Below are 12,232 nucleotides of genomic sequence, written 5' to 3' on the forward strand. Positions count from 1 at the left end.
TGATTGGCAATGAAGCCACAATGGCCGGAGGAACTGTCCGGCCATGTGGGTTGTTCTGTTCCGGCACCAGACCCACATAGCTCCCGGTGGGCGCGGTTCAGCCCCGGGAATACCGACGAATCAAGGTTGCCGCGCCCCGGTCTTCGTGGGGCGCGCAGCTGAAGGACGAGAGAAGAGATGGAAAAGGTTCCGATGACCCAGGCCGGCTTTGTCGCGCTCGGGGAAGAATTGAAGAAGCGCCAGTCGGAAGATCGTCCGCGCATCATCGAGCATATCGCGGAAGCGCGCTCGCACGGAGACCTGTCGGAGAACGCGGAATATCACGCTGCGAAGGAAGAGCAGTCGCATAATGAAGGCCGCATCGCCGAGCTCGAGGACAAGCTCGCGCGCGCCGACATCATCGACATCTCGAAGCTGTCCGGCGACACCATCAAGTTCGGCGCCACCGTAACCTTGGTCGACGAGGACACCGAGAAGAAGACGGTGTGGCAGATCGTCGGCGAGGTCGAGGCCGACGCCAAGAAAGGCCGCATCTCCATCACCTCGCCGTTGGCGCGCGCGCTGATCGGCAAGAAGAAGGGATCGACCGTCGAGGTCAACGCACCCGGCGGCGCCAAGGCGTATGAGATCACCAAGGTGGAGTGGCGGTAAGGACTTGTCGCTGCACCGTGACGTTTGAAAAGGCCGCGCGATCTGCGCGGCCTTTTTGTTTCGGCGCGTTGCTTGCTGTGAGCGAGACGTGCCGTCTCCACGCATCATTGCGAGCGCAGCGAAGCAATCCAGAATCTCTCGGCGGAAGACAATCTGGATTGCTTCGTCGCAAGAGCTCCTCGCAATGACGGCGTAGGAGCAGCGCGCCCGTCACTTTCACCGTCACCCTGAGGTGCTCGCCTTTTCGGCGAGCCTCGAAGGGCGACGGCCCAACTGTTGGCACGGGCCGCTGCATGCGGGCTCGCATCCTTCGAGGCTCTCCATCGGGGCGCTTTGCGCCCGGTGCTTCGCACCTCAGGATGACGGAACTGGCAGGACGCCTAGAGAGGCGACCTCCGCCCCTTCACGTCCAGCGGCACCGCCGCCTCGTATTTAGAGTTGTGCAGCACCAGCGAGGTCCGCACGTTGCGGACGTGGGGCGCCGCCGTCAGATGCGTGACGAAATCCTGGAACGTCGCCATGTCGGGGGCGACGCATTTGAGGATGAAATCGACCTCGCCCGACAGCATCCAGCACTCCCGCACCAGCGGCTCGGCGCGGACGAAGTCCTCGAAGGCACGCAAATCCGCCTCGGCCTGGCTGGACAGGTGCACGGCGGCGAACACGGTCACGTCGAAGCCGAGCTTGCGGGCGTCCAACAGGCCGCGGTAGCCGTGGATATAGCCCTCCTCCTCCAGCGCCCGGACGCGGCGCAAGCAGGGCGGCGGCGAGATGCCGACGCGCTTGGCCAGCTCGACATTCGTGATTCGACCGTCGGCCTGAATCTCGGTGAGAATTTTCAGGTCGATCTCGTCTAGGTTCCGCGACACGTGATTGGAACTCCTGGCCTTTACGGCGGTATTTGGTGGCTTGTCGCAATCCTCATAACCAGTCTGCAGCGCCAGCGCAATTTTATTGCGCGTGCATCGCAATCGACTTTTGTTCCCTGTTGGAAAAATCCGCCGATAGGGAATGCAATTCTTGCATAGCTCACCAGAAGGCTTAGATTAGCTCTGACATTTCAGCGCCCCGCAACGCCTCCCGGCATGTTCCGCGCCCGCGCTGCAAATCCCCCGTGAAAGGCGTCCATCGAAATGTCCGCTCCCGTTCATGCAAAGGTCGTCATTATCGGCTCCGGCCCCGCCGGCTACACGGCGGCGATCTACGCCGCGCGGGCGATGCTCGAGCCGATCCTGATCCAGGGCATCCAGCCCGGCGGCCAGCTCACCATCACCACCGATGTCGAGAACTATCCGGGCTTCGCCGACGTGATCCAGGGCCCCTGGCTGATGGAGCAGATGGAGAAGCAGGCGGTCCATGTCGGCACCCGGATCGTCACCGACCTGGTCACCAAGCTGGAGACGGCGCAGCGGCCGTTCCGCCTCACCTGCGACTCCGGCGACGTCTATCTCGCCGACGCCGTCATCCTCGCCACCGGCGCGCAAGCCCGCTGGCTCGGGCTGCCGTCCGAAGCCAAGTTCCAGGGCGGCGGCGTGTCGGCCTGCGCCACCTGCGACGGCTTCTTTTACCGCAACAAGGACGTCGTCGTGGTCGGCGGCGGCAATACCGCGGTCGAAGAAGCGCTCTACCTCACCAACCATGCCGCGCAGGTCACCATCGTGCATCGCCGCGATCACTTCCGCGCCGAGCGCATCCTGCAGGAGCGCCTGTTCAAGCATCCGAAGATCAAGGTGATCTGGGACTCGGCCGTGGACGAGATCTGCGGCACCGAGAACCCGAACAAGGTCACCCATGTCCGCCTGAAGAACGTCAAGACCGGCGCGCTGACGGACGTGAAGACCGACGGCGTCTTCATCGCCATCGGCCACGCGCCGGCAACCGAGCTCGTGAAAGACCAGATCAAGCTGAAACCGTCGGGCTATGTCGAGGTCGCCCCGAACTCGACCGCCACTTCGGTGCCCGGCCTGTTCGCCGCCGGCGACGTCGCCGACGAGACCTATCGCCAGGCCGTGACGGCCGCAGGCCTCGGCTGCATGGCAGCGCTCGAGGCCGAACGTTTCTTGGCCCTGCGCGCCAGCGAGCGCGCGGCAGCGGAATAACGATCATGCCTCGAACACGCGACGGATTTACGGATATGGACTGGGACAAGCTGAAGGTGTTTCACGCAGCGGCGGAAGCGGGCAGCTTCACGCATGCGGGCGAGCAGCTCGGCCTGTCGCAATCGGCGGTGTCGCGCCAGGTCTCGGCGCTGGAGCAGGAGCTTTCGGTCTCGCTGTTCCACCGCCACGCCCGCGGCCTGATCCTCACCGAGCAGGGCGACCTGCTGTTCCGCACCGCGCATGACGTGTTCATGCAGTTGCAGGCGGCGCGCGCCAAGCTCACCGACAGCCGCGAGCGGCCGAGCGGCGACCTCAAGATCACCACCACGCCCGGCGTCGGCATCAACTGGCTGATCCCGCGGCTCGGCGAGTTCACCGCACTCTATCCCGAGATCCGGATCTCGCTGATCGTCACCGACGAGGAGCTGGATCTGTCGATGCGCGAGGCGGATGTCGCGATCCGCACCCGCAAGCCGACGCAGCCGGATCTGATCCAGCGCAAGCTGTTCGCAATGGGCTTCCACGCCTATTGCTCGCCGGAATACATCAAGCGCTTCGGCACGCCGCGCACGCTGGAGGAGCTCGACTCCCACCGCATCATCACGCTCGCCGACGGCCACTTCGCGCCACATCTGCAGAACCGCAACTGGCTGGTCGAAGCCGGGCGCAACGGCTCCGGTCCGCGCGAGGCCTATTTCAGGGTGAACAACATCCTCGGTCTCGTGCGCGCCTGTCAGCAGGGCCTCGGCATCGCCGCCCTGCCCGACTACCTCGTCGAGGAACAGAGCAAACTCGTGCAGCTGTTCGGCGAGTCGGATTCGATCCAGCTCGATACCTATTTCGTCTATCCCGAGGAGCTGAAAACGGTGGCGCGCGTGCAGGTGTTCCGCGACTTCGTGGTCAGCAAGGCGCAGCGCTGGCCGTCCTAATTTCCGCATGACTGACATGCGGCCTCGGCTGTTGCTGGAGGCCGCTCGTCAAGCCCATACTGTTTGCACGCTGAGCCTTCGCGTTGCGTTTGTCCCCCTCCTCCAGTGGCGCGGGAGTTCAGTAATCCCTCTTGGAAGGTGATTGTGTCGGCCTCACGTGGCCAATACCTAAGCCGGGCCTTCGGGTCCGGCTTTTTTTCGTGCAGATGGCCCTCGCCCTCCGCGTGTATTGACAGTTCCACGCATACCCCGCATCATTTGCAAATGATCACGAAGTCGTGCGCAATCTCGTTCGAGGCCGTCGCCTCGAAAAAAGGCCCCCATCCCGGGGCCTCGGATTTTTGCGCGCACTAGCCAAGCTTCGTCATCGCTGCAAATCTTCGAAAACCCCGCCGCCTGGACGGGGTTTTTCATGTGCCCTCCGTCTCAGGTCTTTTTCCCGAGAAGGAGATGGAAACATGACTGGACTACAGGAACAATTGCACGGGCTGTGGTTGCCGCTGGTGACGCCGTTCCAGAACGGCGCCCTCGACGAGCGGTCGCTGCGGCGGCTGACGCGGCACTACAGCGCGCAAGGCATCGACGGCTTCATCCTGGGCGCGACCTCCGGCGAAGGCATGACGCTGCGCGAGGCCGAGCTCGAACGTCTCGTCGCGGTCGTCAGCGAGGAGATGGCGGCCGGCCGCCGCACCTTGCCGGTCTTCCTTGGCCTGTCGGGCGCCGACACCGCGCGGCTGCAGGAACGTCTCGACGAGACCGCGGACTGGCCGATCGACGGTTATCTGATCGCGAGCCCCTATTACGTGCGGCCCTCGCAGCGCGGCCTGCTGGCGCATTTCGAGGCGCTGGCCGATCACGCGGCGTGGCCGCTTGCGCTCTACAACATTCCCTATCGCACCTCGGTGAACATCACCAACCAGACCATGCTGCGGCTCGCCGAGCACAGGAACATCGTGGGCCTGAAGGATTGCGGCGCCAGCCGCGAGCAATCCATCGCGTTGCTGCGCGACCGCCCGAAGGAATTCCGCGTGCTCACCGGCGAGGATGCGAACTATTTCGAGGCGCTCACCGACGGCGCCGACGGCGGCATCGTGCTGTCGGCGCATGTCGAGACCGCGACCTTTGCGGCTGTATATGCCGAGCACAAGCGCGGCAACCACGAGGCGGCGCAGGCGCGCTGGCAAGAGGTTGCCGAGCTGACCCGCCTGCTGTTTACCGAGCCGAGCCCGGCGCCGGCGAAGTACTGGCTGTGGCGATGCGGCCTGATCGACAGCCCGGAAGTGCGCCTGCCGATGGTGGAAGTCAGCAGCGAGCTCGCCGCCGCGATCGATCGCGAGATCGAGCGGCGGGCGAAGATCGCGGCGTAGCGGCTTCTTTCGCCTCTCCCCGCTTGCGGGGAGAGGCCGGAATTTGCGCACGCAAATTCCGGGTGAGGGGGCACCTCCGCGAGTCCAACTCTCACCGTGTTTGCCGAGGCAGCCCCTCACCCCACCCTCTCCCCGTAAGAACGGGGAGAGGGAGCGATAGAGCGCCTCCCTTGGTTAACCGCGCCCCAACACCCTTCGCAACTGCCGCATGGCGCATCCACGTCTCGTTTACGCATCCGTCCCTATCGTTGCTCGCCAAGAGCTTCCAGAGGGGGAATGACAATGGGGCATCGCGTCCGGCCGACGGCCGCCCGGCAATTCGCGCCGGCCGATCTTTTGCAGGGAATTCTCGTCGTTTCGTCGTTCGGGTTCTGGGCGGTGATGCTCGGCCTGATGCCGGTGCTGCTGTTTCGGATCTGGCTGGCCTGAGGCGGCAGCGCGCGCGGATGGTTAAACGGCCGTCACAAATGCGTTCAAAATGCGCAGCAGCCTGCAAGCCGGAATCTTAAAACATCCCGGGTATCGTTCACGCCCATAAGCGAAGAAATCGCGGGGGCGTATTGTGAATAGTCAGAATGAAATGGCGTCGCATTTCGACGCCGGATACGGCAAGCTATCCACCGAGCAGAGCTTTACCACCGAGGACATTCTCTGGGCCGTCGGCATCTGGTCGGTGATTCTCACGCTGTCGCCGGTCATCGTGTTCTACATGCTGATGGTGGCGTAAGCTTCGGCTTGCAGTTCAGCTCTCATTCCTCGTCGTCATGGCCGGGCTTGTCCCGGCCATCCACGGACTTCTACATGACGGCGAGAACGTAGATGCCCGGGACAAGCCCGGGCATGACGGACCATCATCCAGAAACGCAAAACGCGCGGACACCGCGCGTTTTTCGTCCGGGGAATGATTTATAAAAAAATTAGGCTGCCTGCTTGTGCATTGCGCCGGACGCCGACGCCGTGCCGCGAATGGCCTTCACTGAACGCTCGATCGCCGCCCACAGCCTTGCGATTTCCTGGGCCGCACGGCTCTCGGCCTGATACTCCCGCGCGCCCTCGCCGTGGCTCAGCGCCATCAGCAAATCCGAACGGTTGGTGATCTGGCCGCCCCACACCGGCGCACGGAATTTCGCCAGGGCTTCGCGGGCGATGGTGACGATCGGGCTCTCGGCTTCGTCGCGCTTGGCCGGCGCACCGTTGAGCACGACCGCATAGGGCTTGCGCGCGGCGCGGCACATCTGGATGGTCTCCTGCACCGCGTTGACATCGAACACGCCGGGACGGGCGGGAATCACCACCATGGTGGCGTTCTTGATCGCGTCGTCGACCACGGCCGAGAGGTTCGGCGGCGTGTCGATCAACACCCATTCATAACCGTCGCGCTTGGCAGCGGAGACGATGCCGCTGACGGAGTTCACGGCCGCCTTGATCGGCGGTTCGTTGGTGCCGCGCAGCTTGTGCCACAGCGTCAGCGAGCCCTGCGGGTCCGCGTCCACGAGCATGACCTGCTTGCTCGCCTTGATCTGTGCGGCAAGATGTGCGGCGAGGGTACTCTTGCCCGAGCCGCCTTTACGCGATGCAAAAACAATAACGTTCATACCTTCGGCCTCCAGATTGACCCCAGGCCGCGAAAATGAATCACCGCGCTGATTCGTGAAAGATAAATTTATCGGGAGTTGCGCTGCGGTCACGAAATAACAAGGCGTGCTGGCTTTTGAGTCACACTGCGGCGTGCGAGGCGCGACACGAGCCGCCATCAGACGCTGCGTTGTGTGCGTTTTTTGAGCATTCGTTCGGCATCAAAGCGGAATGCAACCTCGCCGCGCATATCCGTCCCCGACTCTTTTCCGTCGCGCCTCTCCGTCGATGTCGCAGGCCTCGCGCCGCCCTGCGCGAACAAAAGGAGTCCGTTACCTTACGAGGTCTCGAAACAGGAACGCAGCCGCTGCGTCCTCAGCCGTCGCTGGTCTTCTTCTTCTTGGCCGCCGGCTTGGTGCTCTTCTTCGCGGTTTTGGGCGCGATGTTGGTCGGCTTGCCGGCGCGCATCTCGCCGGGCTCGGGTCCGGGGCGGAAGAACACCCGGCATTGCGGCGAGAGCTGCGTCTTCTTCCTGATCATGCAGGCGGTGATGGCATCGACGTTCGGAACGAACTCGCCGCACAGCCGCATCGCATCCGGCGTGCAGGCCTGCTGCTCCTCCTGGGTGTAGGCGAAGCCGGCGCCGGGCTGGACCAGCACGGCGAGGACCATGGCGAGGGTTGCAGCAGCCAAGGATGTCTTGAAGCGAAGCGCCGGCATCGAATCCCCCACATGTCGAGTCGCGCGGATAGTGGGTGAACCGCTGTTCGTTGGCAACGGAGGGAGATGCGAAAGCCGCAAGCTGTGCGGTCTCGGCAACAGGCGGGGCAGGCTTCCTCCTACGTGTCCACGCGTCATGGCCGGGCTTGTCCCGGCCATCCACGCCTTGTCACTCAGCACCAAGAACGTGGATGCCCGGGACAAGCCCGGGCATGACGACCACCCGGGAACGCGGGGATGACGTGAGAGACGTCTCTCACAAAAACTGCGAAAACAACCCCATGCACAGTAGCCAAGTCACGGTAATCGCTCGGCATTTTTTAGGATTAAGCGAAGCCCTGTTTGACTTGTCGGGCAAAACGGGGGCATCATGGCAAGATCAAGAAGATGCGCGTGGGGTGGCCGGCTTGTCTCCTGCGCCGGTCGAAAAGCGCACGCGAGGAGAAGGTTGCATGGAAGGGAACGAAGCGGAGCTGCCGCTGGCGGGCGTCACGGTGGTCTCGCTGGAGCAGGCGATCGCGGCGCCGCTGGCGAGCCGTCACCTCGCGGATTGGGGCGCGCGGGTGATCAAGATCGAGCGGCCGGGCAGCGGGGATTTCTGCCGGGATTACGACCATGTGATGAACGGCATGTCGAGCCAGTTCGTCTGGACCAACCGCTCCAAGGAAAGCCTTGCCATCGACATCAAGAGCGAGGACGGCCGCAAGGTGCTCGACGCCCTGCTGCCGCAGGCCGACGTGTTCATCCAGAACCTCGCGCCGGGCGCGGCGGAGCGGCTCGGCCTCGATGCCGCATCGCTGCTCCAAAAGCATCCGCGCATCATCGCCTGCGACGTCTCGGGCTATGGCCCCGGCGGCCCCTACAGCGACAAGAAGGCCTATGACCTCCTGGTCCAGTGCGAGGCTGGCGTGCTCGCCATCAACGGCACCGAGGCGGAGCCGGCGAAGGTCGGGCTTTCCGTGGTCGATATCGCCACCGGCATGTACATCCTCAACGGCGTCCTGATGGCGCTGTACCGCCGCGAGCGGACCGGCAAGGGCACGGCGTTCCAGGCCTCGCTGTTCGATTCCATCACGGACTGGATGAGCTATCCCGCCTTCTACACGCACAGCACCGGCCGGCCGCTGCCGCGCACCGGCGCCCGGCACGCCACGATCGCGCCCTACGGCCCGTTCCGGATCGGCGACGGCGCGACTGTCTTCTTCGGCATCCAGAACGACCGGGAATGGCGCTCGCTGTGCCGCATCGTGCTCGGCGATGCCGGCTTCGCCGACGACCCGCGCTTCCGCACCAATCCGCTGCGCATGCAGAACCGCGACGAGCTGCAGGCGCATATCGAGCAGCGCTTTGCCGCGATGACCGGCGAGGCGGTGCTGCGGCTGCTGGATGAGGCCGGGGTCGCCAACGCGCATCTGAATTCGGTCGAGGCGTTCCTGGCGCACGAGCAGCTGCATGCGCGCTCGCGCGTGACAAGCGTGGGATCGCCGCGCGGGCCGGTGATGAGCTTCCTGCCCGCGCTGACCATTCCCGGCCTGAAGCCGCGGATGGATCCGGTGCCGGACGTGGGGCAGCACAATGAGGCCATCATCAGTGAACTCGGCCTGGTGAAGGAGCCATGACGATGGCGCATCAGCGGCCCACACGGGCCTACCTCGCCGTCCCCGCGCATCGCGCCCGTCTCGTCGCCAAGGCCGCGGCCTCGATGGCGGATGCGGTGTTCATGGACCTCGAGGACGCGGTGCCGCCGTCGGAGAAGAGCCTTGCGCTTGGCGAGGCCGTGCAATCCCTCGCCGCGCTCGACTGGGGCAACAAGCGCGTCACGGTCAGGATCAACGCCGTCGACAGCCCGTTCATTACGGACGAGGTCCGCGCGCTGGCGGCGCTGCCGCGGCTGGATGCCTTGATCGTGCCGAAGGCGGAGCGCATGAGCGACATCGTTGCAATTGCCGAGCAGCTGCGTGCGGCCGCGCCGGATCGCGCCGCGCCGGCCGCGCTGGAATTGCTGATCGAGACCGCGCTCGGCCTCGTCAATGTCGATGCGCTCGCCGCCTGCCACGACAGCGTCGCCGCGCTGCATCTCGGCGTCGGCGACTTCGCGGCGTCGATCGGCGCCCGCACCTCCGACATCGGCGTGTCGCCGGACGGCTACCGCCATGTCGGATCGGCGCAAAGCGGCTATGCCGCAGCGCCGCTCGACCTGTTCGCCTATCCCATGATGCGCGTGCTGGTGGCCGCCCGCGCGCGCGGCCTTCTCGCCATCGACGGCCCCTGCGGCGCGTTCCGCGATGAGAGGCTCACCGAAAGCAGCGCGCAAAAGGCAGCAGTGATGGGATTCGACGGCAAGCAGGTCATCCATCCCGACCAGATCGAGCCGACGCTGCGCGCGTTCACACCGTCGGCCGCGGAGCTGGAACAGGCGCGGCGGATCGTCGAGGCCATGGAGCAGGCGGAGGCAAATGGGCAGGGCGCGGTGACGCTGGACGGCAAGATGATCGACTATGCCAATGTGCGCATGGCGCGCCGGATCATCGCCCTGGGATCGTAAGCACGCATGGCCACGCTTCTGATCGTCGCGCCGGTGTTTGCGCTGATCGCCGCCGGCTATGCCGCGGTGCTGTTTCGCTTCGTCTCCGACAGCGCGCACAAGGGCATCAGCGAGTTCGCCTTCAGCATCGCGATCCCCGCCCTGCTCTTCCGCACCATCGTCGTCTCGGAATTCCCCGATGTCAGTCCCTACAGAATGTGGGGCGCTTATTACGGCGCGCTCGCCCTGACCTGGATCGCGGCGCTCGCGATCTCCGCGCTGCTGCGCGCGCGGCGCGGCAGCAGCGAGGACGGCGTCGTGTTCGCGATCGGCTCGGTCTACGGCAACATCGTGATGCTCGGCATTCCGCTGGTGCTCTCGGCGCTCGGCAACGAGGCCGCGGGCCCGATGGCGCTGATCCTGTCGGTGAACACGCCGCTGCTCTGGCTTTGCGGCATCCTGCAGATGGAGCTGGTCAGCCGCAAGCGAACGGGCTCGGCGCTGTCGGTGATCTATCCCGTTCTGGCCGACCTTGCCCGCAATCCGCTGATGCTCGCGATCGGCTTCGGCGTGATCTGGCGCTTCACCGGACTCGGCCTCACCCCCGTCGTCGACCGAACCATCGAGCTCTTGGCACAGGCGGGCTCGCCGACCGCGCTGATCGCGCTCGGCATCAATTTGTTCCGCTTCGAGGTGAAGGGCGAGAAGCTGAGCATCCTGGTGATGTGCGCGCTCAAGCTGCTCGCCATGCCGGCCGCGGCGTTCGTGCTGGCCAGACTGCTCGACCTGCCACCGATCGCCGCCGGCGTCGTCGTGCTGTTCGCGGCAATGCCGACCGGCGCGAACGCCTACATCTTCGCGGTGCAGTATCAGCGACTGGTGAACCCGGTGTCGGGCGCGGTGGCGCTCGGCACCCTGCTGGCGGCGGTGACGTTGCCGGTGGTGGTGTGGGTGGTGGCGGGAGGGAAGTAGGCGGCCTGTCGTTTGCCGACACCGCTATGCGACAGCCCGGCCGGCGCGCCAGGCCATCTCCCAGAAGTCTGCCTCCAGGCGGGTGGCTTCCTTGAAGATCGCAATCAGCTCGGCCTCGCGGGCCGGCGTGGCGTAGAGATCGGCGAGATGCTCCATATGCGTCCGCGCTTTTGCCGCGACCTCCTGGTACGGCACGCCGGCATATTCGTTGATCCAGACGCGATAGGCATTCGTCGCAGCGTCAGCTTGCGGCCGCGACGCCAGCCGCGTTGCGATCTCCGCGTACCCGATCACGCAAGGCGCAAGCGCGACCTTGAGCGCCAGCAGATCGCCGCGCATTCCTGCATCCAACACGTAGCGCGTATAGGCCAGCATCTCGGCCGCCGGAGGGGCTTGTTCAAGGTCGCTCGGGGACAGGCCCCATTCGGCACAGAGCTTCACATGCAGGTTCATCTCGACATCAAGGATGGCCGAAAGGCCGGCCGTGGCTTCACGCATGTCGGCAAGCCTGGGCGACTTGTAGACCGCGAGCGCGTAGGCCCGCGCAAACTCGATGAGGAACAAATAGTCCTGAACGAGGTAGTGACGAAACGCCGTTTCGGGCAGCGAGCCGTCTGCCAATCCGTTCGTGAAGGGATGCTCCGTATAGGCCCGCCACTCAGTGGACGCGGCTGTCTTGAGACGCTCGAAAAAACTCACGATCTTTTCCGCCTGCTTGCTTGTCCATCAAACGTCATTGGCTCGCTACCGATAGCGCATTGCGAACGGAGGAGCTACGGTGGCGGCGGGCAAAGCTGGCTTTGAGCAACGTTGCGGATGGGCCCCGCTTCGAGCCGCGCTGATCGCTTGGCATGAACCTGCCCCGCTTTCGCGGTGAAGGGGGAGAAGCTGAGCATCCTGGTGAGATGCGCACTCAATCTGGCGCCATGCCGGCCGCCGCGTTCTGGCAAAACTGCTCGACCTACCGCCGATCGCCGCCGGCGTCGTCGTGCTGTTCGCAGCGATGCCGACCGGCGCAATACTTACATCTTCGCGGTGCGGTATCAGCGGCTGGTGAACCCGGTCGCGGGCGCGGTGGCGCTGGGGACGTTGCTGGCGGCGGCGACGCTGCCGGCGGTGGCGTGGGTGGTGACGGGGTGAGGCGAGGCTTTACGGTCGACGCCGCTCGGCCTTGCCCAAATTGCCAATCAGCGCAGGCCGAAGAACGAGAGCACCGCAGCAATCACGACGATCAGGCCGATGATATAGATAATTCCGTTCATAGCGCAGCTCCCTCAGCTTTGTCAGTCCTGCCGCAGCTACAAACACCCGGGGTCATGAAAGGTTCGCCGGTGCTCCCGTCGTTTTCTGCCGGAAGCGGGGAACGAAAGCGAACGACCACGCTTTGGCGCGCTG

The 12,232-nt window shown here is 64.8% G+C and carries 14 protein-coding genes; 10 read left to right on the forward strand and 4 right to left on the reverse strand.

What is annotated here, in order from left to right:
• The first annotated feature begins 177 nt into the window (after positions 1–177).
• A complete protein-coding gene (greA, locus tag WI560_RS27460) occupies positions 178–651 on the forward strand; it encodes a transcription elongation factor GreA (protein ID WP_018643807.1) in 474 nt (157 codons plus the stop codon).
• Positions 652–1,031: 380 nt separating this feature from the next.
• On the opposite strand, the gene WI560_RS27465 is transcribed toward greA, so the two are convergent.
• Positions 1,032–1,520 carry an Lrp/AsnC family transcriptional regulator gene (locus WI560_RS27465; protein ID WP_375305703.1) on the reverse strand — a complete coding sequence of 163 codons (489 nt, stop codon included), beginning with the start codon at positions 1,518–1,520 and terminating at the stop codon, positions 1,032–1,034.
• A gap of 264 nt (positions 1,521–1,784) precedes the next feature.
• Between WI560_RS27465 and trxB the strand changes: the two genes are divergently transcribed.
• From trxB to WI560_RS27490, 5 genes are all read left to right on the forward strand, one after another.
• Entirely contained in the window at positions 1,785–2,750 is a 966-nt protein-coding gene (gene trxB, locus WI560_RS27470; protein WP_028134466.1) for a thioredoxin-disulfide reductase, read from the forward strand.
• Positions 2,751–2,755: 5 nt separating this feature from the next.
• Positions 2,756–3,679 carry a LysR family transcriptional regulator gene (locus tag WI560_RS27475; RefSeq protein WP_028134465.1) on the forward strand — a complete coding sequence of 308 codons (924 nt, stop codon included), beginning with the start codon at positions 2,756–2,758 and terminating at the stop codon, positions 3,677–3,679.
• Between the two features lie 458 nt (positions 3,680–4,137).
• Positions 4,138–5,046 (forward strand): 4-hydroxy-tetrahydrodipicolinate synthase, encoded by a 909-nt coding sequence (dapA, locus tag WI560_RS27480; protein ID WP_375305704.1) that lies wholly within the window; start codon positions 4,138–4,140, stop codon positions 5,044–5,046.
• A gap of 282 nt (positions 5,047–5,328) precedes the next feature.
• The gene (locus WI560_RS27485; protein WP_375305705.1) at positions 5,329–5,475 is read left to right on the forward strand and encodes a hypothetical protein; all 147 of its coding nucleotides are present in this window, start codon (positions 5,329–5,331) and stop codon (positions 5,473–5,475) included.
• 151 nt (positions 5,476–5,626) lie between these two features.
• Positions 5,627–5,773: a hypothetical protein gene (locus WI560_RS27490; RefSeq protein ID WP_155253294.1), complete on the forward strand. Its 147-nt coding sequence runs from the start codon at positions 5,627–5,629 to the stop codon at positions 5,771–5,773.
• A 190-nt stretch (positions 5,774–5,963) separates the two neighbouring features.
• Here the strand turns inward: WI560_RS27490 and WI560_RS27495 are convergent, their stop codons facing one another.
• Both WI560_RS27495 and WI560_RS27500 read right to left on the reverse strand, forming a co-directional pair.
• Entirely contained in the window at positions 5,964–6,641 is a 678-nt protein-coding gene (locus WI560_RS27495; RefSeq protein WP_025032179.1) for a ParA family protein, read from the reverse strand.
• 355 nt (positions 6,642–6,996) lie between these two features.
• Positions 6,997–7,341 (reverse strand): hypothetical protein, encoded by a 345-nt coding sequence (locus tag WI560_RS27500; protein ID WP_375305706.1) that lies wholly within the window; start codon positions 7,339–7,341, stop codon positions 6,997–6,999.
• A gap of 452 nt (positions 7,342–7,793) precedes the next feature.
• Here WI560_RS27500 and WI560_RS27505 point away from each other — a divergent pair, with 452 nt between their 5' ends.
• The 3 genes from WI560_RS27505 to WI560_RS27515 are packed head-to-tail and all read left to right on the forward strand — an operon-like array spanning position 7,794 to position 10,837.
• Complete coding sequence (locus WI560_RS27505) at positions 7,794–8,960, forward strand: CaiB/BaiF CoA transferase family protein (protein ID WP_375305707.1); 1,167 nt, start codon at positions 7,794–7,796, stop codon at positions 8,958–8,960.
• Positions 8,957–9,886 (forward strand): HpcH/HpaI aldolase/citrate lyase family protein, encoded by a 930-nt coding sequence (locus tag WI560_RS27510; RefSeq protein WP_375305708.1) that lies wholly within the window; start codon positions 8,957–8,959, stop codon positions 9,884–9,886. Before WI560_RS27505 ends, WI560_RS27510 begins: the two co-directional genes overlap by 4 nt.
• A gap of 6 nt (positions 9,887–9,892) precedes the next feature.
• The gene (locus WI560_RS27515) at positions 9,893–10,837 is read left to right on the forward strand and encodes an AEC family transporter (protein ID WP_375305709.1); all 945 of its coding nucleotides are present in this window, start codon (positions 9,893–9,895) and stop codon (positions 10,835–10,837) included.
• Positions 10,838–10,861: 24 nt separating this feature from the next.
• Here WI560_RS27515 and tenA read toward each other — a convergent pair whose 3' ends face one another.
• Complete coding sequence (gene tenA / locus WI560_RS27520; RefSeq protein ID WP_375305710.1) at positions 10,862–11,536, reverse strand: thiaminase II; 675 nt, start codon at positions 11,534–11,536, stop codon at positions 10,862–10,864.
• A 174-nt stretch (positions 11,537–11,710) separates the two neighbouring features.
• Here tenA and WI560_RS27525 point away from each other — a divergent pair, with 174 nt between their 5' ends.
• Positions 11,711–11,977: a hypothetical protein gene (locus WI560_RS27525; protein ID WP_375305711.1), complete on the forward strand. Its 267-nt coding sequence runs from the start codon at positions 11,711–11,713 to the stop codon at positions 11,975–11,977.
• The last annotated feature ends 255 nt before the right edge of the window (positions 11,978–12,232 follow it).

Source organism: Bradyrhizobium sp. A11 (assembly GCF_042077125.1).
Taxonomy (GTDB): Bacteria; Pseudomonadota; Alphaproteobacteria; order Rhizobiales; family Xanthobacteraceae; genus Bradyrhizobium; species Bradyrhizobium japonicum_B.

Coding starts and splice junctions, on each gene's coding strand:
- greA (WP_018643807.1), top strand. CDS start 178: ATGGAAAAGGTTCCGATGACCCAGGCCGGCTTTGTCGCGCTCGGGGAA.
- trxB (WP_028134466.1), top strand. CDS start 1,785: ATGTCCGCTCCCGTTCATGCAAAGGTCGTCATTATCGGCTCCGGCCCC.
- WI560_RS27475 (WP_028134465.1), top strand. CDS start 2,756: ATGCCTCGAACACGCGACGGATTTACGGATATGGACTGGGACAAGCTG.
- dapA (WP_375305704.1), top strand. CDS start 4,138: ATGACTGGACTACAGGAACAATTGCACGGGCTGTGGTTGCCGCTGGTG.
- WI560_RS27485 (WP_375305705.1), top strand. CDS start 5,329: ATGGGGCATCGCGTCCGGCCGACGGCCGCCCGGCAATTCGCGCCGGCC.
- WI560_RS27490 (WP_155253294.1), top strand. CDS start 5,627: ATGGCGTCGCATTTCGACGCCGGATACGGCAAGCTATCCACCGAGCAG.
- WI560_RS27495 (WP_025032179.1), bottom strand. CDS start 6,641: ATGAACGTTATTGTTTTTGCATCGCGTAAAGGCGGCTCGGGCAAGAGT.
- WI560_RS27500 (WP_375305706.1), bottom strand. CDS start 7,341: ATGCCGGCGCTTCGCTTCAAGACATCCTTGGCTGCTGCAACCCTCGCC.
- WI560_RS27505 (WP_375305707.1), top strand. CDS start 7,794: ATGGAAGGGAACGAAGCGGAGCTGCCGCTGGCGGGCGTCACGGTGGTC.
- WI560_RS27510 (WP_375305708.1), top strand. CDS start 8,957: ATGACGATGGCGCATCAGCGGCCCACACGGGCCTACCTCGCCGTCCCC.
- WI560_RS27515 (WP_375305709.1), top strand. CDS start 9,893: ATGGCCACGCTTCTGATCGTCGCGCCGGTGTTTGCGCTGATCGCCGCC.